At 67.6% G+C, this 20258-nt stretch carries 17 protein-coding genes; 8 read left to right on the top strand and 9 right to left on the bottom strand.

What is annotated here, in order from left to right:
• Position 1: 1 nt before the first annotated feature.
• A complete protein-coding gene (locus tag AB4Z46_RS10420; RefSeq protein ID WP_442283415.1) occupies positions 2 to 907 on the bottom strand; it encodes a LysR family transcriptional regulator in 906 nt (301 codons plus the stop codon).
• Between the two features lie 126 nt (positions 908 to 1033).
• Between AB4Z46_RS10420 and AB4Z46_RS10425 the strand changes: the two genes are divergently transcribed.
• Genes AB4Z46_RS10425 through AB4Z46_RS10450 form a run of 6 tightly spaced genes read left to right on the top strand, consistent with a single transcriptional unit; the run spans position 1034 to position 7986 of the window.
• Complete coding sequence (locus tag AB4Z46_RS10425; protein WP_442283416.1) at positions 1034 to 1816, top strand: enoyl-CoA hydratase-related protein; 783 nt, start codon at positions 1034 to 1036, stop codon at positions 1814 to 1816.
• A 44-nt stretch (positions 1817 to 1860) separates the two neighbouring features.
• On the top strand, positions 1861 to 3069 hold the full coding sequence (locus tag AB4Z46_RS10430) for a thiolase family protein (protein ID WP_442283417.1): 1209 nt from the start codon (positions 1861 to 1863) through the stop codon (positions 3067 to 3069).
• A gap of 2 nt (positions 3070 to 3071) precedes the next feature.
• Positions 3072 to 3506 (top strand): Zn-ribbon domain-containing OB-fold protein, encoded by a 435-nt coding sequence (locus AB4Z46_RS10435; RefSeq protein WP_442283418.1) that lies wholly within the window; start codon positions 3072 to 3074, stop codon positions 3504 to 3506.
• A 53-nt stretch (positions 3507 to 3559) separates the two neighbouring features.
• The gene (locus tag AB4Z46_RS10440; protein WP_442283546.1) at positions 3560 to 4735 is read left to right on the top strand and encodes an acyl-CoA dehydrogenase; all 1176 of its coding nucleotides are present in this window, start codon (positions 3560 to 3562) and stop codon (positions 4733 to 4735) included.
• A 21-nt stretch (positions 4736 to 4756) separates the two neighbouring features.
• The gene (locus tag AB4Z46_RS10445; RefSeq protein WP_442283419.1) at positions 4757 to 6892 is read left to right on the top strand and encodes an acetate--CoA ligase family protein; all 2136 of its coding nucleotides are present in this window, start codon (positions 4757 to 4759) and stop codon (positions 6890 to 6892) included.
• Positions 6893 to 6948: 56 nt separating this feature from the next.
• Positions 6949 to 7986 carry a Bug family tripartite tricarboxylate transporter substrate binding protein gene (locus AB4Z46_RS10450; RefSeq protein ID WP_442283420.1) on the top strand — a complete coding sequence of 346 codons (1038 nt, stop codon included), beginning with the start codon at positions 6949 to 6951 and terminating at the stop codon, positions 7984 to 7986.
• A 22-nt stretch (positions 7987 to 8008) separates the two neighbouring features.
• Here the strand turns inward: AB4Z46_RS10450 and AB4Z46_RS10455 are convergent, their stop codons facing one another.
• The 5 genes from AB4Z46_RS10455 to AB4Z46_RS10475 are packed head-to-tail and all read right to left on the bottom strand — an operon-like array spanning position 8009 to position 13615.
• Complete coding sequence (locus AB4Z46_RS10455) at positions 8009 to 8800, bottom strand: sulfite exporter TauE/SafE family protein (protein WP_442283421.1); 792 nt, start codon at positions 8798 to 8800, stop codon at positions 8009 to 8011.
• Positions 8797 to 10338, bottom strand: coding sequence for an AMP-binding protein (locus AB4Z46_RS10460; protein ID WP_442283422.1), 1542 nt, complete (start codon positions 10336 to 10338; stop codon positions 8797 to 8799). Before AB4Z46_RS10460 ends, AB4Z46_RS10455 begins: the two co-directional genes overlap by 4 nt.
• A complete protein-coding gene (sauS, locus tag AB4Z46_RS10465; protein ID WP_442283423.1) occupies positions 10335 to 11780 on the bottom strand; it encodes an acylating sulfoacetaldehyde dehydrogenase in 1446 nt (481 codons plus the stop codon). Before sauS ends, AB4Z46_RS10460 begins: the two co-directional genes overlap by 4 nt.
• A 49-nt stretch (positions 11781 to 11829) precedes the next feature.
• Entirely contained in the window at positions 11830 to 12816 is a 987-nt protein-coding gene (locus AB4Z46_RS10470; protein ID WP_442283424.1) for a tripartite tricarboxylate transporter substrate binding protein, read from the bottom strand.
• The gene (locus AB4Z46_RS10475) at positions 12755 to 13615 is read right to left on the bottom strand and encodes an IclR family transcriptional regulator (RefSeq protein ID WP_442283425.1); all 861 of its coding nucleotides are present in this window, start codon (positions 13613 to 13615) and stop codon (positions 12755 to 12757) included. The genes AB4Z46_RS10470 and AB4Z46_RS10475 overlap by 62 nt, the downstream gene beginning before the upstream one ends.
• A gap of 288 nt (positions 13616 to 13903) precedes the next feature.
• On the opposite strand from AB4Z46_RS10475, the gene AB4Z46_RS10480 reads away from it, so the two are divergent.
• Positions 13904 to 14917 carry a Bug family tripartite tricarboxylate transporter substrate binding protein gene (locus tag AB4Z46_RS10480; RefSeq protein WP_442283426.1) on the top strand — a complete coding sequence of 338 codons (1014 nt, stop codon included), beginning with the start codon at positions 13904 to 13906 and terminating at the stop codon, positions 14915 to 14917.
• Between the two features lie 14 nt (positions 14918 to 14931).
• Positions 14932 to 16656, top strand: a complete 1725-nt coding sequence (locus AB4Z46_RS10485; RefSeq protein ID WP_442283427.1) for an N-acyl-D-amino-acid deacylase family protein — start codon at positions 14932 to 14934, stop codon at positions 16654 to 16656.
• Here the strand turns inward: AB4Z46_RS10485 and AB4Z46_RS10490 are convergent.
• From AB4Z46_RS10490 to AB4Z46_RS10500, 3 genes are read right to left on the bottom strand one after another with little or no spacing between them, the layout of a single operon-like run.
• Entirely contained in the window at positions 16615 to 18381 is a 1767-nt protein-coding gene (locus AB4Z46_RS10490; RefSeq protein ID WP_442283428.1) for a cobaltochelatase CobT-related protein, read from the bottom strand. The genes AB4Z46_RS10485 and AB4Z46_RS10490 overlap by 42 nt on opposite strands.
• A gap of 10 nt (positions 18382 to 18391) precedes the next feature.
• Complete coding sequence (locus AB4Z46_RS10495; RefSeq protein ID WP_442283429.1) at positions 18392 to 19366, bottom strand: AAA family ATPase; 975 nt, start codon at positions 19364 to 19366, stop codon at positions 18392 to 18394.
• A 41-nt stretch (positions 19367 to 19407) separates the two neighbouring features.
• Positions 19408 to 20241, bottom strand: a complete 834-nt coding sequence (locus AB4Z46_RS10500) for an IclR family transcriptional regulator (protein WP_442283430.1) — start codon at positions 20239 to 20241, stop codon at positions 19408 to 19410.
• Between the last annotated feature and the right edge of the window lie 17 nt (positions 20242 to 20258).

Genomic DNA, 20258 nt, shown 5'->3' on the forward strand with positions numbered 1-20258 from the left:
TTCACAGCCGTTGGCAGAACTCGATGAGGTGTTTGCGGAACCACTGGTGGCTGGCGTCGACGGCCGTCGATTCGTGCCAGATGACATAGACCGGGAAACGCGGGATGCGCAGGGGCACGGTGTGCGACTTCAGGTGGAAGTGATCGGCATAGAGGTGCGCCATGCGACGGGGCAGCGTGCAGATCATGTCGGAGGTCTGCACCATCATCGGCATCGAGAGGAAATGCGGCACCGTCACCGAGATGTGGCGCTGCAGCCCGCGCTTGGACAGCGCCAGGTCGATCATCGGCATGGTGCTCGTGCGCGGCGCCAGCACCACGTGCCGCAGCGACAGGAAGGTTTCCAGGCTCAGCCGCTCGGCCACGGTCGGGTGATCCCGTCGTGACAGGCTCAGCAGCGTTTCGGTCATCACGCACTCGCTGCGGTAGCCGGGCTCCTGGAGCGCGAAATAGTCGAGTGCCAGGTCCACGGCACCGTCGCGCATCTCCCCCTTGAGCAATGCGGCGGCTTCGGGACGGATGCGGATGCGGATCCGCGGGGCGACCTTGGCCAGCCAGTCGATGAAGCGCGGCAGGATGATGGTTTCGCCGTAGTCCTCCACGGCGATCACGAACTCGCGATCGGAGTGCGCGAAGTCGAAGTTGTCCTCGCCGCGAAAGCCCCGCTCCAGCACGTCGAGCGCCTGGCGGATCGGCTCGGCCAGCGTCTTCGCACGCGGCGTCGGACGCATGCCCTGCGAACTGCGCTCGAACAGCGCGTCCTGCAGCCGCTCGCGCAGCCGCGCCAGCGCATTGCTCACCGTCGGTTGGGACAGGTGCAGCTTCAGTGCGGCCTTCGAGATGCTCCGCTCGTTGTAGATGGCGTCGAAAACCACCAGCAGGTTCAGATCCAGGGTGCGCAGATTCATGGACGGCGATGGGCGTTGCGATGTCCCGATGTTATTTGGAATATGAATATTCACCATTTGATAAGGAAAGTAGTGGAATGTTGAGGCGGCTTCCACAATGCCTCCAGAACGATTGGAGACAAGCACATGACAGAGGCCGCGGCCCTCTTGCAGAGGGACAACCCACGCACGGGCGTGGCACGCCTGACACTGAACCGACCCGAGGCGCGCAACGCCCTGAACACGGCGCTGCGGCGTGAACTGGCCGAAGCCTTCGCGGCGCTGGACGACGACCCCGCGGTGCGCTGCGTGGTGCTGCGCGGCAGCCCGACGCATTTCGCCGCCGGCGCGGACCTGAAGGAAATCGCCGCGCTGGGACCGGCCGCGGTGTCCGGGTTGGGCGTGCTGCGCTACTGGAAGGCGATCTCCGACTTCTCCAAGCCGCTGATCGCCGCCGTGGCCGGACCGGCCCTCGGCGGCGGCTGCGAGCTCGCACTGCACGCCGACATCATCCTCGCGGCACGCAGCGCGCGCTTCGGCCAACCGGAAGTGAGCGTGGGAATCATGCCGGGCGGCGGCGCGACGCAACGCTTGATGAAGGCCGTCGGCAAGTACCGCGCGATGAAGTTGATGCTCACCGGCGAACCCGTCGGCGCGGAGGAAGCACTGGCGATGGGCATGGTCAGCGAGGTGGTCGACGACGACCTGCTGGAGGCGCGCTCGCTGGCGCTCGCCGCGCTGATCGCCTCGCGACCCCCGATCGCGCTGCGCCTTCTCAAGGAGGCCGCGCTGGCCGGTGCGGACGCACCGCTGGCCACCGGCCTGCTGCTGGAGCGCCGAGCCTTCGAACTGCTTTTCGATACCGCGGACCAGAAGGAAGGCATGCAGGCCTTTGCGGAGCGTCGTCCCCCCATCTTCGCCGGCCGCTAGACCTGGCGCGCCTCTCCCACTCCAGAAAAGAAGGAAGCAATCCAATGCGATCCGAAGTTGCCATCGTCGGCTATGGCCGAACGCCCTACAGCCGGGCCAAGCCGGGCGAACCTCAGCTCAACGTCGACGAATACATCGCGTGGGCCGCCGACCTCGCGCTGCAGAAAGCCGGGATGTCGAAGAACGACTTCGACGGACAGGGCCTGGGCGTGGCGCATGCGGAAGTGGCGCACACGGTCAACTGGTCGGCTGCCACGGCCGAGAACCTCGGCATCAGCCCGCAACTGCTGCTGCGTGCCGACCAGGGCGGTGCCTCCGCTTCGGCCATGCTCATCCGCGCAGCAGCGATGATCCGCGCCGGCATCGTCGATCGGGTGCTGGTGGTGGGGGCCGACACGCCACTGAACATTCCTTCCGTGGCACCCGGGCTGCCGCTGTCGCCTGAACGCACGCGGGGGGTGTACTGGGACTTCCAGGGCCCATTTGGCGTGATGGGCGCGAGCGCGCAGTTCGCGCTGGTGCTGACGCGCTACATGCACGAACACAAGCTGAGCTTCGAGCAGCTCGGAAAGATCGCCGTGAATGCCCGCTACCACGCGTCGCTGCATCCGGGGGCCATCTATCGCAAGCCGTTCACGCTGGAGGAGTACCTGTCCTCGCGCATGCTGTCCGACCCGATCCGCCTGCTGGACTGCGTGCCGATCGTCAACGGCGGCCTCGCCTACATCGTCACGTCGGCCGAAACGGCGCGCACCCTGACCGACAAGCCGGTGTACCTGCGCGGCTTCGGCGAAGCCAACAACTACTACCACGGCAGCCGCGCGCTGCCCGACATCACGACCACCGGTTTTGCGGAAGCTGCGCCGCGCGCGATGGCCATGGCGGGCGTGTCGCATCGCGACATCCAGTTCCTGCAGCCGTACGACGACTATCCCTTCATCGCCATGATGACCATCGAGGACCACGGCTTCTGCAAGAAGGGCGAGGGCGGCCGTTTCGTGGAAGAGCATGACCTGCGCTTCGACGGCGACTTTCCGCTGTCGACCGATGGCGGCCAGCTGTCCGGCGGCCAGCCCGGCGGTGCCATCGGCGGCTTCATGCCGCTGGTGGAAGCCGTCACGCAGCTGCGTGGCGAAGCGGGCGAGCGCCAGGTGCGCGGCGCCACGGTCGGGGCCGCGTGCGGCTTCGGCGGCATTCCCTACGGCCGCCCGGGTCGCAGCTGCATCTCCCTCATCCTCGGAACGGAAGCCTGACCATGAGCGACACCTCATTGAACGCCAAGCCCCTCCCGGTCATCACCGACCTCACGCGCCCGTTCTGGACGGCGGCGAAGGAAGGGCGCCTGGTGCTCCAGAAGTGCCAGCGGTGCGGCACCTTCAATTTCCATCCCAAGCCCTGGTGCATCGAGTGTGGCAGCCGCGAGCTCGCCTGGACCGACGCGCAGCCGGGGGGCACCGTGTATTCACACACCGTGTCGCGTTCGGTGGCCATGAACTTCCCCGGCTGGACGGCCGACCTGCCGGTCATCCTCTGCCTGGTCGATCTCGACGACGGCGCGCGCATGTATGCGCAGGTCACGGACTGCGCGCCGGAAGAGATTCGGGTCGGCATGCGTGTCGAGGTGCATTTCGAATCGATCAGCGACGACGCCGGCATCCCGAAGTTCCGGCCCGCGGGAATCGGCCGATGAGCGCCGCGACCGTCGAGCCGGTGCCCGACGCGCAGGTGCTGCGCAAGGCCGGCATGCGGCAGGTGCCCTTCGACTGGAAGGACCCCTTGCGTTTCGACGCGCTGCTCACGCCCGAGGAGGTCATGATCCGCGACACGGCACGGGACTATGCCCAGGAGCGGCTGATGCCGCGCATCCTGGAGGCGAACCGGAACGAGAGCTTCGACATCGACGTGATGCGCGAGATGGCCGACCTCGGCTTTCTGGGGGCCACCATAGAGGGCTTCGGCTGCGCGGGCATCAGCTATGTCGGCTATGGCTTGATCGCGCGCGAGTTCGAGCGCGTCGACACCAGCTTTCGCTCCGCGCTCGGCGTCCAGACGACGCTCAGCATGACGCCGATCTACCTCTTCGGCAGCCAGGCGCAGCGCGAGCGGTATCTGCCGGCGATGGCGCGCGCCGAGAGGCTCGGCTGCTTCGGACTGACCGAACCCGACCACGGGTCCGATCCAGGCAGCATGGGAAGCCGCGCGAGGCAGGTGGCGGGCGGCTGGCGCCTGTCGGGCACCAAGACCTGGATCACCCATGCGCCCATCGCGGACCTGATGATCGTCTGGGCCAAGGACGACGAGGGCGTGGTGCGAGGATTCATCCTCGAACGCGGCATGAAGGGCCTCGCCACCAGCAAGATCGAAGGCAAGTTCTCCGTGCGCGCATCGCCGACCGGCCAGATCCTGATGGACGACGTGTTCGTGCCCGACGCCCAGCGGCTGCCCGATGCGCACGGCATCGGCGCGCCGTTCGCCTGCCTGAACAACGCGCGCTTCGGCATCTGCTGGGGTTCCATGGGCGCGGCGGAGTTCTGCTGGCACGCCGCCCGCCAGTACGCGCTGGATCGCAAGCAGTTCGGCCGTCCGCTGGCTGCCAATCAACTGGTGCAGAAGAAGCTCGCCGACATGCAGACGGAGATCACGCTGGGCCTGCATGCCTGCCTGCACCTCAGCCGCCTGCGCGACCAAGGCCAGGCCAGCCCCGAAATGGTGTCGCTGCTCAAGCGGAACTGCGCCGGCAAGGCGCTGGACATCGCGCGCACCGCGCGCGACGTGCATGGCGGCAACGGCATCTCCGACGGCTATCACGTGATCCGCCACGTGATGAACCTCGAGACGGTCAACACGCTCGAGGGAACGCATGATATCCACGCCCTCGTGCTGGGCCGCGCCCAGACCGGCATCTCCGCATTCAACTGAACCGACCTCCAGATCCACGCCATGACACTCTCGACCTCCGACCGCGCCGATGCGGTGCACCGCATGCTTCACCCGCGATCCATCGCGGTGATCGGCGCCTCCGCCGACCTTGGAAAGATCAATGGCCGGCCGCTCAAGCACCTGATGGAAAAGGGGTATGCGGGGCGCATCCTGCCGGTCAATCCGAAGTACCGGGAGATCGCCGGGATGGCCTGCTATCCGACCATCGACAGTCTTCCGGAAGCCGCCGACCTCGCCGTGGTGGCCGTGCCTGCCAGCGAGGTCATCGCCTGCATCGAGGCGCTGGCGCGGCGCGGCATCCGCGCCGCCGTCATCTTCAGCTCGGGCTTCGGCGAGATGGGCGTGGAGGGCCGTGTGCAGGAGGATGCCCTGGCGCAGCGCGCCCGTGATTGCGGCGTGGTGCTGTGCGGGCCCAATTGCCTGGGATTCATCAACGCATTCGACAAGGTCTATGCCACCTTCAGCCAGTACGCCGACGGCGAGACCGGCGCGGGCCCGATCGGATTCGTCACGCAGTCCGGCGCGTTCGGCACGGCCATCGCCGCACTGGTTCGTCAACGCGGGCTCGGGCTGGGCTACTTCATCAACACCGGCAACGAGGCCGACCTCGCCTTCAGCGAGTTGATGGGCAGGGTGGTGGAAGACCCCCGCATCCGGGTGGCTGCCGGCTACCTCGAGGGACTGGACGACGGCGCTGCGCTGGTGCGGCTGGCCCGGCGTTGCCAGGTGCTGGGCAAGCCGCTGGTGATCACCAAGGTGGGCCGCATGGCCGCCGGTGCGCGCGCCGCCGCATCGCACACCGGTGCGCTGGCCGTGGAGGACGCGGTATTCGACGCCGTCATCCGCCAGTACGGCGTGCTGCGCGCCCGCAACGAGGAACAGATGCTCGACATGCTCGAGGCCTTGAGCCAGCCGCGCGTCGCCGAAGGCAACGGCCTGGGCATCGCGACGCAGTCCGGCGGCGCCGGCGTGATGATGGCCGACCGCGCCGAGGAAATGGGTCTCACGGTGCCCGAGCTGGGGGCGGCCGCGCGCGCGCGTCTCGCGGAAGTCATGCCGGCATTCGGTGCCGCCGGCAACCCGGTGGACGTGACGGGTCAGTTCGTGGCCCGGCCGGAGCTGTTGAGCGAGTCGGTGGTGGCGCTGATGGACGACCCGAAGGTGCATGTGGGCATCGTCTGGCTTCAGCTGATGACCGCGCACGTCGATACGCTGGTGCGGATCTTCGGCGAGATCCAGGCGCGCACGACCAAGCCATTCTTCGTGTGCTGGGTGGCGGCCCCGGCCGAGGCACTCACGCGCCTGCGCGCCATGGGAATCGTCGTCTACACCGCGGGTGAGCGCGCCGTGGAGGCCGCCGCCGCGCTGGTTCGCCACCATGCCTCGCGGCGCCGCCTTGCCGCCTCGGCGCCGGCCACCGAGGTCCGTGCACTGCCGCCTCCGACGGGCCATGACGGCGTGCAGGCCACGGTCCAGGCGGCGGCCTGGCTGAGCGAGGCCGGCATTCCGATGGCACCCGTCGCCCTGGCCCGCAGCGAGGACGATGCGGTGCGCCTCTGGCAGGCCGCCGGCGGCGCGGTCGCGTTGAAGATCGAATCGCCCGACATCACGCACAAGACGGAGGTCGGCGGCGTGCTCCTGCGGCGGGACGACGAAGAGGCGGTGCGCGAGGGATTCCGCACCCTGATGCAACGCGCCGCGGCGGCCGAGCCTCGGGCGCGTCTCGAAGGGGTCGTGGTGCAGCGGATGGCCGAGGGCCACGTCGAACTGGTCATGGGCGTGCAGCGCGACCCGGTCTTCGGCATGGTGGTCATGGTGGGTTCGGGCGGCGTGCTGGTGGAGGTGCTGAAGGACGTGGTGTTCCGGCACGCGCCCTTCGACCATGACGAGGCGCTTGCGATGCTCGACGAGCTGCGCATGAGTGCGCTGCTCGACGGCGTGCGCGGCCAGCCCGGGGTCGACAGGCATACCATCGCCGCGATGCTCGAGCGCCTCTCGCGCTGGGCCGCGCACATGGCCCCCGTGCTGGCCGAACTCGATCTCAATCCGGTCCTCGTGGGTGCGCGCGGCCCCGTGGCCGTCGATTGCGTGATGTTGCTGGAGGACCAGCGCAGCAAAGAGTCCGCCGCCGGGTGAGACCGGTGCGTCGTGCCCCTGCAGACAAAGAAAAATTCCAACCAGGAGACATCCCCATGCGTTCGATTGCTTGCTTCAAACATCCGTTCTCATCGCGGCGACTCGGTGCCGGTGCGTGGACGGCGCTCACCATCGTCGCCATGCTCGCCGCCACGCCGGCGGTGGCGCAGGACCCCTACCCGAATCGGCCTATCACCGTGATCTCGCCCTACAGTGCGGGCGGCGACGCCGACCTTGCCGCGCGGAACTTCGCCGCGGCGGCGCAGCGCGCCCTCTCGCAGGCGGTGGTGGTTGTGAACAAGGTCGGTGCCAGTGGCGTGATCGGTTCGGTACAGGCCCTGGCGTCGCCGCCCGACGGCTACACGCTGCTGCTCGCGCGCACCGGCTCGCAGGCGATCCTGCCGGCCATCATGCCGACCACCACCAAGTACAAGTGGGACGACTTCGAGTTCATCGGGACCCTCGAGGTCAATCCCTACGGCTGCGTCGTGAACGGAAAGTCGCCTTACCGCACCTTCGGCGACCTGGTCGATGCGATGAAGGTGAAGGGCAAGGCCATGAACTTCGGCACGGCCGGCGTGTTGACGACCAACGACATGGGGCCGCGTCAGCTGTTCAGGCTGCTGAAGCTCACGGACCAGACGCCCACGCAGATTCCCTACAAGGGCACCGGCGAGGCGTCGATGTCGCTGGTGGCCGGCCAGACCGAGTTCGCCTGCGGCAGTCTGGGCTCCTTCCTTGCACTGATCAAGAGTGGCCAGTTGCGCGCGCTGATGGTGACCAACCCGGAGCGCATGGCCTCCATGCCCGACGTGCCGACGGCGCGCGAACTCGGCTACGCCGAGATGGAGGGGATCGTGGGATGGAGCGCGGTGTATGCGCCGCCCAATCTCGCCGCCGACGCGCGGGCTCGGCTCGTGGCCGCGATGAAGGTGATCGCCGATGACCCGTTGTGGCAGGCAGCGACGGCACAGACCGGCTCGCTGCCGTACGTGAAGTCCCCCAGCGAGACGCGTCAGTTCGTGCAGAAGCACTTCCAGCTCTATCGTTCGCTCGGGGAGTCGCTGAACATCATCGACTCGAAGGCACAGTGAGGCAGCTGGCTGCGTTCGCCCTTCAGGCCAGCAGGCCGTAGAGCGAGCGCAGCATGCTCACTGCGGCGAGCCCGATCAGCAGATTGAGCACATGCCGTCGAAACTGCTCCGGTGACACACCCGCAAAGGAGCGGTGCCCGACCCAGATGCCGGCCAGCATCACGGGCGCCAGCCACATCGCCCAGCGCCAGGTGTCGGAGCCGAGCAGGCTGCCACCGGCATGCGCGGCATCCGGCATCAGCGCCGCGCTGGCGAGCGCGACGACGTCGCTGAAGAGAAGCAGCGCGATCATCGTGGCGCGCAGTGTGGCAGGCGGCATGCGGGTGGTGCTCAGGAGCACCGCCAGCGCGATGCCGCCGATGGCCGCAACACCGTTGATGAAGCCAGACATCACGCCCGCGAAGAATCGCACGCCGCGCGTCGGCGCCAGCGTGGCCTTGTGGCCACCGCGCAGCAGCAGGGCCGCGGTCAGCAGCAGGGCACCGATCAGCAGGCGCAAGGGCGCCTCGGGCAGCCATGCCAGCAGCGCCACACCGATCGGGATGAAGAGCAGGTTGCCGAACGCCAGCCAGCCGATCCAGTGCATGTCGATGTCGCGCGCGATGCCGCGCCACTGGCTCACGCTCGCGAGGATCTCCAGCGCGAAGATGGCCGGCACCACTTTGGCCGGGGAGACGATCAGCGACAGGCCCGCCACGGAGATGGCCGAGAAGCCGAAGCCCGCGAAGCCTCGCACGATGCCCGCCGCGAAGACGATAGCGAGGCCGTAGGCGAGCAGGAAAAAATCGACCGGCGGCGCGAGCAGCGCGCTCATTCGAACAGCGGCGCCAGCTTGAGCCGCTGCACCTTGCCGGACGGGCCGCGCGGCAGGTCGTCGACGAAGCGGAAGTGCCTCGGCGTCTTGTAGTGGCCGAGCGCAGCCTCGCAGAAGGCGCGCAGCGAGGCCTCGTCGCACGGCGGGTCGCCGCGCAGCACGATGCACACCCCGATCTCCTGGCCATAGTGGCGGTCGGGGATGCCGACCGCGGCGGCCTCCCGTACCGCCGGGTGCCGCAGCAGTGCTTCGTCGATCTCCCGCGGCGCGATGTTCTCTCCGCCCTTGATGATCAACTCCTTGATGCGGCCGGTGACGAAGAAGAAGCCGTCCGCATCGCGGTGGCCGAGGTCGCCGGTGCGCAACCAGCCGTCGGGCGTGAAGCTCGCGCGGGTGGCTTCGTCGTTCTTGTAGTAGCCGCGCATCACGTTGGGGCCGCGGATGGCGAGTTCGCCGGTGGTGCCGTCGGCCACCACGTTCGATGCCGCATCGATCACGCGCGCTTCGCAGCCCGTGGCGCGCCCGACCGAGCCCAGCTTGCGCTCTGTCGGTCCCATCGGGTTGGAGAATGATGGCGCCGCAGTCTCGGTCAGTCCCATCGTCTCGACGATGCCGATCCCGAACATCGCCTCGAAGGCCCGGTGGTGCTCGGGCGACAGCGCGGCCGACGCCGAGCGGCAGAAGCGGATGCCGGCGGTTTCGCCATCCGGGGGAGCTCCACCTTCGATCAGGTAGGAAATCATCGTCGGGACCACGTTGATCCAGGTGCACTGCGTCTGCGCCGCCTGCTGCCAGAAGCGGCCGGCGGAGAAGCGCTGCGGCAATGCGAGGCTGCCGCCGTGGGCGAGCGGGGCGAGCATGGTCACCATGAAGGCGTTGATGTGATACAGCGGAAGCACCGCCAGCACGCGGTCGTGGGCGTCGAGGCCGTGCTCCCGGCTGATGGCGAGCGCATTGGCCGCAAGATTCGCTTGCGTCAGCATGACGCCTTTCGGCTGGCCCGTGGTGCCGGACGTGTACATCAGCAGCGCCATCGCATCGGGCGAGGGTGGCGCCAGGTCGACCGGTGGCATGTCTGCTTCGCCGGGCAGTGCCGCAGCGTCGGGGTCGACCACCCACACGGAGACTTCGCGGCCGACGCCTTCGAGCAAGGCGCGCACGCGCGCTTCCCACTCGGGCGCCACACAGACGACCCGGCAGTCCGAGTGCTGCAGCACGTAGCGCATCTGTTCGGGTTGCGCCACCAGGTTGACCGGGTTCACGCACATGCCCGAATGCATCGCGGCCAGCAACAGGCGCAAGGTCTGCAAGCCGTTGGGCATGACGAGCGACACCGTGTCGCCGGGGCGGGCGCCTTGCTGCTGCAGAAGGCCGGCGACCGAACGGCAGCCGCGCGCCAGCTCGGCGTAGCGGATCGTCCGGCCGTCGTTTTGCGCGGAGATCGCATACACCGCCTCCGGCCGCGACCCGGCCTGGGCATCGATCAGCGCGCGGACGGTGCCGGCACGCAGCGCTTCATTTGCGGAACGCGCACTCACGCCGCACCATGCTGCGCAAAATATGCGCCGAAGATGTCGTCTTCGCTCGGCATGCGTTCGGGGATCGGCCGCGAGATGCGCGTGATGTTCAGGTAGTGCCTGTAGTTCATGTTTTCGGAAAAATTGTTCTTCCCCCAGGTGCCGCATCCCATCGAGAGCGAGAAGGGCAGGCCGTTGTCGAAGTTGCCGCCGGTGGCGAGGGCGTGCGCCTGGTCGACGATCACGCGCGACACCGGCAGCGTGAGCCCGAGGTGCATCGCGCGCTCGGGCCGGGCGCTGTGCAGGCCGACGGAATGCCCGGCGCCTTCGTATCCGTAGATGCGTTCGACGATGGCGCAGGCGGCATCGAAGTCGCGCGCCCCGTAGACCGTCAGCACCGGGCTGAGCTTTTCGCCCGAGAACGGATGATCGCCGCCGACGCCTTCTTCGGGCACCATGAGGACGCGCGGCTCGCGCTGCGCAATGGCCAGCCAGGCGTCACGTCCGGGCGCATCGGCGGCGGCCGCTCGTTCGGCGATGACGCGGGCCGACTGTCCGATCACCGCGGCCGACAGCCTGCCGTCGGGCCACATCAGCGATTGAAGCACCGCTTTTTGCGCAGCGTCGAGCATCACGGCGCCGCGTTCCTCGAGCGCGGCCAGCAGGCCAGGCCGGGCCGCATCGACCACCACCAGGCTGTTCTCGGCCGAGCAACTGGTGGCGTTGTCGAAGGTCTTGGAGCGCAGGATCCGGTCGGCCGCGAGCGCCAGGTCGGCGGTCTCGTCGACGATGCTCGCGACGTTGCCGGCGCCCACGCCGAAGGCCGGGGTACCGCTGGCATAGGCCGCCCGCACGTTGGCCTGCGAGCCGGTGGCGACCACGAGATCGCACAGCTTCATCAGCTCCAGAGTCGAGGGCTTGCTGACCGGTGCGGGCAAGAGCTGCACCAGGTCGTGCGGCGCACCGATGCGGTCGAACTGTGCATGGATGAACTCGATCAGCCTCGCAGCGGTCGTCCATCCTTTCGGCGAGGGCGCGACGATCACCGCGTTTCGCCCCTTGAGCGCATTGATGATCTTGTTGGCCGGCGTTGCGCCTGGGTTGGTCGACGGTGTGATGGCGCACACCACGCCGACCGGTCGCGCGATCTCGACGATGCCGGTGGCGTGGTTCTCGGAGATGACGCCCACCGAGCGCGCACCCTTCAGGTCGCGCAGCAGGCCGAAGGTCTTGCGATGGTTCTTGCGGACCTTGTCTTCGACGTTGCCCACCCCCGTGTCGGCGACCGCGAGTTCGGCCAGTTCGCGGTTGCGGCTCGGCTCGACGATGGCCCAGCCCGCGGCCGTGACTGCCATGTCGACCTGTTGCTGCGACCAGGTTTCGTAGATGCGTTGTGCGGCGCGCGCGCGCGCGACGAGGTCGGCCACCGGGCCGGTCGAGGGGATGGGATTCTGAGGTGCCATGTGCTTGCTGTCTGGTTGGGCGTTGTCTTCGAACAGAGATAGGGGCGGCTCAGTCGACCTTGATGCTGGCTTCCTTCGCCAGTTTCGACCAGCGAACCAGTTCGAGGTCGACCACTTTACCCAGCGCCTCGGGCGGGCCGCCGACGCCTTCGCTGCCCTGCGCCAGCAACTTGTCGCGGATGTCGGGCTCCCGCAATACCGCGTTGATGGCCTTGTTCAGCTTGTCGATGGCGGCTTTCGGCGTCCTGGCCGGGACGAACATGGCATACCAGGAATCGACTTCGAAGTCGGCGATGCCGGCTTCCTGCATCGTCGGCACGTCGGGGAATGCGGCGCTGCGCTTGACGGTCGAGACCGCAAGCCCTTTCAGCTTGCCGGCCTTGACGAACTGTGCAGCGGCGGGAATGGACACCCAAAGCAGCGGCACCTGCCCACCCAGCACGTCGTTGACGGCCGGGCCGCCACCGCGGTAGGGGATGTGCGACATCTGCGTGCCCGTGCGCAGCTTGAGCAGTTCGCCGGCCAGGTGGCCCGGCGACCCGTTGCCCACCGATGCGAACGAGACGGTGCCCGGCTTGGCCTTCGCCAATGCCACCGCCTCCGCCACGTTGTTGGGCGCGAACTGCATGTTGGCGACCAGGATCTGCGGGAGGGAAGCCACCATGGCGACCGGCTCGAAGTCCTTGGCGGTGTCGAAAGGCAGCTTCTGATAGATGCTCGGGTTGATGGTGTGAGATGAGAGGGTGAACAGCACCGTGTAGCCGTCCGGTGCGGATTTCGCCGCGATTTCGGTGCCGATCGAGCCGGCCGCGCCGCCCCTGTTCTCGATCACCACGGGTTGGCCGAGCAAGTTCTGGAAGCGCTCCTGCACGATGCGCGCGATCACGTCGGTGCCGCCGCCAGGCGGGTAGGGGACCACCAGCTTGATCGGCCGGTTGGGGTAGTCGCTGCCGTTCTGTGCCTGTGTCGCCAGGCTAGTCGAAAGGGCCGCGGCGGCCAGGAGGCCGACCTGCAGCAGTGTGGCGTATCGCTTCATTCTTCACGTCTCCATCTTTGTGGTGTGGTGCCTTTCGAAGGCGCGTCGCAGGCGCCGGCCCATGCCGGTAACCCAGCGTGCCGCTCGCTTCGCGCGCGCAGGCCATGACCTGCTCGGCGAGTTCGCGTGCCCGAGTGCGTGTGAAGCGGATCGAGGGCACGCTCATGCCCAGTGCGGCGACCGCTTCGCCACGTGCATTGAAGACGGGGACCCCGAGGCCGCAGACGCCGAGGCGCCACTCCTCGCGGTTCTCTGCGTAACCACGGGTGCGCGTGCGCGCCAGCTCGGCCTGCAGTGCGGCGATGTCGACGATGCTCTGGGGCGTGTGGGCCACCAGGCTGCCCAGGCGCTCGCGCAGGTCGGCCTCGTCCCATTGCGCTGCGGCGAGCAGCGCCTTGCCCGATGCCACGCAATAGGCCGGTGCCCGACCGCCGATACGCGAGTACGCCGCGACCGGCAGCGGGCTGTCGAACTTGTCGAGATAGACGATCTCGGCGCCATCGAGCGTGGCCAGGTGAATGGTTTCGCCGCTGGCCTGGGCCAGCGCTGCGAGATGCGGCCGCAGCAGCGCCGTGATGTCCGACACCTCCGCCACCAGCGCGCCCAGTTCGAAGATGCGCAGGCTCGGACGGTAGGCGCTGGTCGCCGGGTCCTGCGTCGCCCAGCCGCATTCGACCAGTGTCTGCAAGGTGCGATGGGCGTTGCTGCGCGCCATTCCGAACGCCTGGGCCAGGTCGACGACGCGGCAGTCGCGCTGCCGACGGGTGATCCATTCGAGGGCGGCAAGGCCTTTGGCCAATGTGGAATCCATAAATCCTGATGTTCTAAATAATAGAACGTTGTTCGAACATTAGGAATCACTGTATGCACGGGGCGGTGCGCTGTCAACTCCTGGGCACGGTCATGGCATCGTGCCGGCACGGCCGGCCAGACACGCCTGCAAGCGCGTGCACGTCTTCGTCCCCGTCTCCGTGCAAACCCCGAATTTGAAAAAGTGAAATTCCGCTATGCTGAATGCAACCGCTTGCATTTGCTTGCGATGCCTGATGCGCCTCAAGGTGCGCGCCCCCTGTCTGGAGACTAGTCAATGGAATCGATCGCTCGCCATCGCCGCTTCCTGCTTGCCATGGCGGCTTCTGCCGTCATGGCGGCGGGAGGCCTCGTCGCGCCCGCCGCCTTCGCCCAGTCGGCAACCTGGCCCATTGCCGGGAAGCCGATCCGCATCGTCGTGCCGTTTCCCGCGGGTTCCGGATCCGATGCGACGGCGCGCGTGATCGCCAAGCTGATGAGCGACGAGTTGAACGGAGCGAGCGTCATTGTCGACAACAAGCCGGGTGCAGGCACCTTCATCGGCGCGCAAGACGTGGCGCGTGCGCCGGCAGACGGGCATACGCTGCTCTACACCATCGTCATCACGCACACGCAGAACCCGCATCTGTACGCGAAACTGCCCTATGACCCCGTGAAGGACTTCACGCCGCTGGCGCAGATGGTCAAGTCCGCCACGGTGTTGATCGCACCGCCCGATGCGCCTTTCAACAACGTGCAGGAAATGGTGCGCTACGCCAAGGCCAATCCCGGGAAGCTCAACTACGCATCGTTCTCTCAGGGATCGACATCCCACCTGAACGGCGAACTGCTGCAGATGCGCACCGGGACGAAGATGACGCACGTGCCCTACAAAGGCACGGCCGATGCATCGCGCGCGCTGGCGGCGGGCGAGGTACAGCTCTATTTCGACGGCACCGCCACTGCGGTGCAGCTCATCAAGGCGGGCAAGGCCAAGGGGCTGGGCACTGCGACGCCGTCCCGCGTGCCCGTGCTGCCCGACCTGCCCACCATCGCCGAGCAGGGCGTGCAAGGCCTGGACATCGTCGGCTGGCAGGGCATCTTCGGCCCCGGAAACATGGATCCGGCCGTCGCCAGGAAGATCGGCGACCTGCTCGCGAAGATCGGGCGCTCGCCCGAGATGGTCAAGCTCATCGAGACGCAGGGCAACGAGCCTTCGGGCGCTTCCGGCCCCGCCTTTGCCGCCATCGTGAAGAACGACAGCGAGCGCTGGGGCGAGGTCATCAAGGCCGCCAACATCAAACTGGATTGAACGGAGCCATCAGAATGTTCGACACCATCATCCGCGGCGGGACCATCGTCGACGGCAGCGGGCAAGCACGTTTCGCAGGCGACATCGGCATCACCGACGGCCGCATCGCCGAGGTCGGCGGAAAGCTCGGTGCCGGCAAGCGGGAGATCGACGCCGACGGGGCCATCGTCACGCCGGGGTGGGTCGACGTGCATACGCACTACGACGGCCAGGTCACCTGGGACCCGTACCTCAGCCCCTCGACCGACCATGGCGTGACCAGTGTGGTGATGGGCAACTGCGGTGTCGGTTTCGCGCCCGTGCATCCGGACAAGCGCGACTGGCTCATCAGCGTGATGGAGGGGGTCGAGGACATCCCCGGCACTGTGCTGGCCGAAGGAATCGACTGGCAATGGGAGAGCTTTCCCGAGTACCTCGACGCGCTGGAGCGCATGCCGCGCGCGCTCGACGTCGGCGCGCAGATTCCGCATTCGGCGCTGCGCACCTATGTCATGGGCGAGCGCGGCATCACCCATGACGAGGCGACGCCGGCCGACATCCAGGCCATGGTGAAACTGGTGCGCGAGGGCATGCGCGCCGGCGCGCTGGGCTTTTCGACCAGCCGCACCATCATCCACAAGTACCAGGAGCGCAAGTACCCGCCGGGCACCTTCGCCTCGCCCGACGAGATCCTCGGCATTGCCCGCGCGCTCGGGGAAGTGGGCCATGGCGTGTTCCAGATGACGTCGAATCACTACCAGATGGAAATCGAGTTGCCCTGGATGACGCAGCTCGCGCGCGACAACAACCTGCCCGTCGCCTTTGCACTGGTGCAGACGGACCAGACGCCCGACACCTGGAAGCGATTGCTTGCCGCGCTCGACGAGACGCACAAGGAAAACGTGCCGCTCTACGGTGCGGTGGCCGGCCGGCCGGCCGGCATCCTGATGGCGTGGCAGGGCTCGACGCACCCGTTCATGTCGCACCCCTTGTGGCATCTGATCGCACCGCTGCCTTGGGCCGAGAAACTGGCGCGCCTGCGCGATCCGGCGGTGCGCGCGCAACTCACCGACATGGCGGCGCTGATGGGATCGGCGCAATACGATACGCGCACCGCCTACCTGACGCAGAGCTTCCACAAGATGTACGCGCTGGGCGCCGAGCCCGACTACGAGCCGCCGCAGGAGAAGAGCATCGCGTCCATCTCGCAGCGCGATGGTCGTACGCCGCTGGAAGTGGCCTACGACATGCTGATGGATCTCGACGGCAAGGGAATCATCTACTTCCCGAGCTTCAACTACGCCTACAACGACTTGAGCCAGTTGCACACCGAGCTGCAGCATCCTCGCACGATGATGAGCCTGGCCGACGGGGGCGCGCACTGCGGCTACATCTGCGATGTGAGCATGCCGACCTACATGCTCACCCACTGGGCGCGCGACCGCAGCCGCGGCCCGACGCTGCCGCTCGAATTGATGGTGCAGCGTCAGACCAGGGACACTGCGCGCATCTACGGCCTGGAAGACCGGGGCCTGTTGCAGCCCGGCTATCTGGCGGACGTGAACATCATCGATTTCGATCGCCTTCGGATTCCGCCGCCCTACGTCGCCTTCGACCTGCCTGCGGGGGGGCGCCGGCTGGTGCAGACCGCAGAGGGCTACCGCGCGACGCTCAAGGCGGGGGTGACCATCATGGAAAACGGTGCACGCACCGGTGCGCTACCGGGCAAGCTGATGCGCGGGCCCCAGCGACGCGCCTGACGCGCGACGCGGGCGCCGCAGCCGGGCGATCAGCCCCAGCAACTCCGCGAACACCGTATTGCCGGTCGACGCGGCAATGTCGATCATGTGGCTGTGGCTGTAGTAGGGGCTCAAATCGAGCCCGACGCCGACGCCGGCAATGGCGACGCGGCCAAGCTGCTCGTGCCGCGCGACCACGTCGCGCAGATGGTGCTCGAGGTAGTGGGCGTCGTTGGCGAGCTCGGTGGCGCTGTCCATCGGTGAGCCGTCGGAGATCACCAGGAGCAATTTCCCTTCCTCGCTGCGCGCGAGCAGCCGCTGGCATGCCCAGTCGACCGCTTCGCCGTCGATGCCTTCCCGGAACAGATCGGCCTTCAACAGGGCGGCGATGCCGGGTCGTGCGCGGCGCCACGGTGTTTCGGCGCCCTTGAAGACCAGATGGGAGCGTTCGTTGAGCCGGCCCGGATGCGGCGGCCTCCCGCAGCGTTGCCAATCGCGGCGGGCCCGGCCGCCGTTCCATGCGCCGGTGGTGTAGCCGAGGATCTCGCTCGTCACGCCGGCCTGCTCGAGCGCGCGTGCGAACACGTCCACAAGCATCGCGACCGATTCGGCGTACTGCTTCATCGAGCCCGAGCAGTCGATGAGAAAACTGACGGCGCAGTCGGCCACCGGTTCCTGGCGTTCATGGCGGAACAGGCGGCGTTCGGTGGGCGAGGCGATCAGCTGCGCCAGGCGCCGGCCGTCGATGTGTCCTTCCTCCTGCCCGCCGGCCCAGCCGTCGCGCATGGGCTTTGCGAGCAGTGACCGGAGTTCGCGCGCCAACCGCGCCACATTCACGCCCTGGCCGGCGATGCGGCGATCGAGCTGCTCGCGGTGGAGTGCCAAGACTTCCCTGCGGGCCAAGGTGGCGCCTTCATGTTCGCCGTCATAGGCGGTGCTGAACACGCGGTAGGCGCCCGCCGCATCGTCGAGCACCGCACTGCGGCCCGACGCCGGGCTGGTGGCGTGCTCGCTGATCTCCTCGTCCATGTCCTCGACAAGGCTGAAAAGACTGCGCTTGTCGCCGGCCACGGTGGCGCGCGGGTCGGCGTCGTCGTCGCCCGCGTCCTTGACCAGCCCGGCGACCGTGCGGGCGATGTCGCGCGCATGCACGGCGTAGGCTGCCTGATCGTGGCGATCGCGGCGAAGGCCGGCAAGCGCGTGTCCGATCAGCGACGAGAGGCCGAAGCGCGTGGCTTCGATCATGTCCTCGGTGGCTTCCACGACCTGCTGCGCAGTGACGCGCGCACGGCAGATTTGCGCCACCGCGTAGACGAGCAGTCCGCGCGCGGTGTCCGTCGTGCCGGATTGGAGAAAGGCCAGCGACCAACACTCATGCCTGTGCCGCAGGTTGTGCTGCATGCCCGGCATCGCGTCGGGCGCCAGCGCCTCGACGCGGAACTGCTCCAGCATGTCGAAGACGAAGCGCTCGATCGATGCCTCCGGTTTGAGCCGCTCGTGCAGCACCGCATCCGAGTGGAGCAGGCGCAGCGCCAGGCCGTCGGAGACCCCGCGGAAGGAGGCGAAGTCGTCGGTCTCGGACGATGGATGCAGATGCGGCGCGAACCACGGCAGCGCGTTGCGGCCGCGGTGCAAGCGAGGGCCGCGGAAATGCAGCTCGCGCTCGCCGCTCAGTGCCCGCACCACCGCCGCGCACAGTTCGGCGACCTTCTGTTCCCGGCGGATGCGTCGCTGCGGTTCGCTCATGACTGGCGCATCAGGAAACGGAAAGCCGATGCGATTCCTTCAGCTCCAGGTCGAAGCAGCGCTGGAAGTATTCCGCGACCAGGGGGCGCTCGGCCTCGTCGCATTTGTTGACGAAGGACAGCCGGAAGGCGAGCGCCGGATCCTTGAAGATCTCGACGTTCTCCGCCCAGGTGATGACGGTACGCGGCGACATCAAGGTCGAGAGGTCGCCCGCTTCGAAGCCCTTGCGGGTGAGGTCGGCCACCGCCACCATCGAGCGCACCATGGCGCCGCCGGCGTCATCGGCGAGCGAAGGGACCCGCGCCTGCACGATCGCCACTTCTTCGTCGGCGGCCAGGTAGTCCAGCGAGGCGACGATGTTCCAGCGATCGATCTGCGCATGGTTCAGGCGCTGGGCGCCGTGATACAGCCCGTTCAGGTTGCCCAGGCCCACCGTGTTGGCAGTGGCGAACAGGCGGAAGAAGGCGTGGGGCCGCAACACGCGGTTCTGGTCCATCAGCGTGAACTGGCCGTCGCGCTCGAGGATGCGCTGGATCACGAACATCACGTCGGGCCGCCCCGCGTCGTACTCGTCGAAGATCAATGCCACCGGCCGCTGCAGCGCCCACGGCACGATCCCTTCCTGGAACTCGGTCACCTGCTGGCCGTCCCGCAGCACGACCGCATCCTTGCCGACCAGGTCGAGCCGGCTGATGTGGCCGTCGAGGTTGAGGCGAACGCAAGGCCAGTTCAGCCGCGCGGCCACCTGTTCGATGTGCGTCGACTTGCCGGTGCCGTGGAGCCCCTGCACCATCACGCGCCGATCGCGCATGAAGCCGGCGAGGATCGCGAGCGTGACGTCGGGGTTGAACCGATAGACGCTGTCGATCTCGGGCACGTGCTCGTCGCGTTCGCTGAAAGCGGGCACTTTCATGTTGCTGTCGATGCCGAAGGTCTCGCGCACGCTCAGCAGGCGTTGGGGTCGGAGGGCGGTGATGTCGGTCACGGGGTGGTCTCGTGGTGATGTCGTCGGTGTGTCGACGGCGACTAGGCGTGTGCCTGACTTTCAGGGTAGGCGTCGGCGGCGATGCGGCTCAGCGCCTTGGCTGCCCGCTGCAGCGCAGGCATCAGCGCCTTCGCCTTGGACAAGTCCAGCCGCATCACGGGCGCCTGCACGGCGACGCACAGGTTCGACGGACCGCTGCCGCCGGGAACCAGCGCAGCGATGCACAGCAGGCCGGGCAAGAACTCCTCGTTGTCGATGGCGAAACCGTCCTTGCGCACCTTGGCGATCTCGCGCTCGATCTGCGCCAGTTCCGTCAGCGTCTTGGGTGTGTAGGCGTCGAGCTGCGCGTTGGCAAGAAGGCGGCGGCGCTTTGCTGCGTCCATCTGCGCCAGGAAGATCTTCCCGCTGGCCGAGCAGTGCACCGGCACGCGCGAGCCAGGGTGCAGGTAGAAGCGCAAGGGCGCCGCCGTCTCGACGCGGTCGAGGTACACCACCTCGCTGCCGGAAAGGGCGGTGATGTTGCAGCTCTCGCCCACCTCTTCGACCAGGTGGCGCAGCACGGCGTGCCGCGCGCCATGCAGGCTGTCGTTGAGCAACAGGTTCTCGGCCAGCCGCCGCAGCCGCGTGCCCATGACGTAGTAGTGGCGCCCGGCCACCTCGCGCTGCAGCAGGCCGCCGGCTTCCAGCTGCTGGAGCATCCGGTGAAGTGTCGGCTTGGGCAGCCCGGTCTGGGCGACGAGGCCCTGTAGCGAATAAGGCTGGTCTTTCGCGGCGATCGTTTCAAGCAGCGCGAACAGTCGCATGGCAGGTGTGTCGGCCCCCGTGTCGGCCGGGGTGGTGGGCGCGCCCGCGTCCGAAATATTGACGATGTTCATGGTTCGCGATCATAGTC

The organism is Variovorax sp. M-6 (genome assembly GCF_052114385.1).
Taxonomy (GTDB): Bacteria; Pseudomonadota; Gammaproteobacteria; order Burkholderiales; family Burkholderiaceae_C; genus Variovorax.

Coding starts and splice junctions, on each gene's coding strand:
- AB4Z46_RS10500 (WP_442283430.1), bottom strand. CDS start 20,241: ATGAACATCGTCAATATTTCGGACGCGGGCGCGCCCACCACCCCGGCC.
- AB4Z46_RS10450 (WP_442283420.1), top strand. CDS start 6,949: ATGCGTTCGATTGCTTGCTTCAAACATCCGTTCTCATCGCGGCGACTC.
- AB4Z46_RS10445 (WP_442283419.1), top strand. CDS start 4,757: ATGACACTCTCGACCTCCGACCGCGCCGATGCGGTGCACCGCATGCTT.
- AB4Z46_RS10485 (WP_442283427.1), top strand. CDS start 14,932: ATGTTCGACACCATCATCCGCGGCGGGACCATCGTCGACGGCAGCGGG.
- AB4Z46_RS10440 (WP_442283546.1), top strand. CDS start 3,560: ATGCGGCAGGTGCCCTTCGACTGGAAGGACCCCTTGCGTTTCGACGCG.
- sauS (WP_442283423.1), bottom strand. CDS start 11,780: ATGGCACCTCAGAATCCCATCCCCTCGACCGGCCCGGTGGCCGACCTC.
- AB4Z46_RS10435 (WP_442283418.1), top strand. CDS start 3,072: ATGAGCGACACCTCATTGAACGCCAAGCCCCTCCCGGTCATCACCGAC.
- AB4Z46_RS10420 (WP_442283415.1), bottom strand. CDS start 907: ATGAATCTGCGCACCCTGGATCTGAACCTGCTGGTGGTTTTCGACGCC.
- AB4Z46_RS10490 (WP_442283428.1), bottom strand. CDS start 18,381: ATGAGCGAACCGCAGCGACGCATCCGCCGGGAACAGAAGGTCGCCGAA.
- AB4Z46_RS10480 (WP_442283426.1), top strand. CDS start 13,904: ATGGAATCGATCGCTCGCCATCGCCGCTTCCTGCTTGCCATGGCGGCT.
- AB4Z46_RS10455 (WP_442283421.1), bottom strand. CDS start 8,800: ATGAGCGCGCTGCTCGCGCCGCCGGTCGATTTTTTCCTGCTCGCCTAC.
- AB4Z46_RS10425 (WP_442283416.1), top strand. CDS start 1,034: ATGACAGAGGCCGCGGCCCTCTTGCAGAGGGACAACCCACGCACGGGC.
- AB4Z46_RS10430 (WP_442283417.1), top strand. CDS start 1,861: ATGCGATCCGAAGTTGCCATCGTCGGCTATGGCCGAACGCCCTACAGC.
- AB4Z46_RS10470 (WP_442283424.1), bottom strand. CDS start 12,816: ATGAAGCGATACGCCACACTGCTGCAGGTCGGCCTCCTGGCCGCCGCG.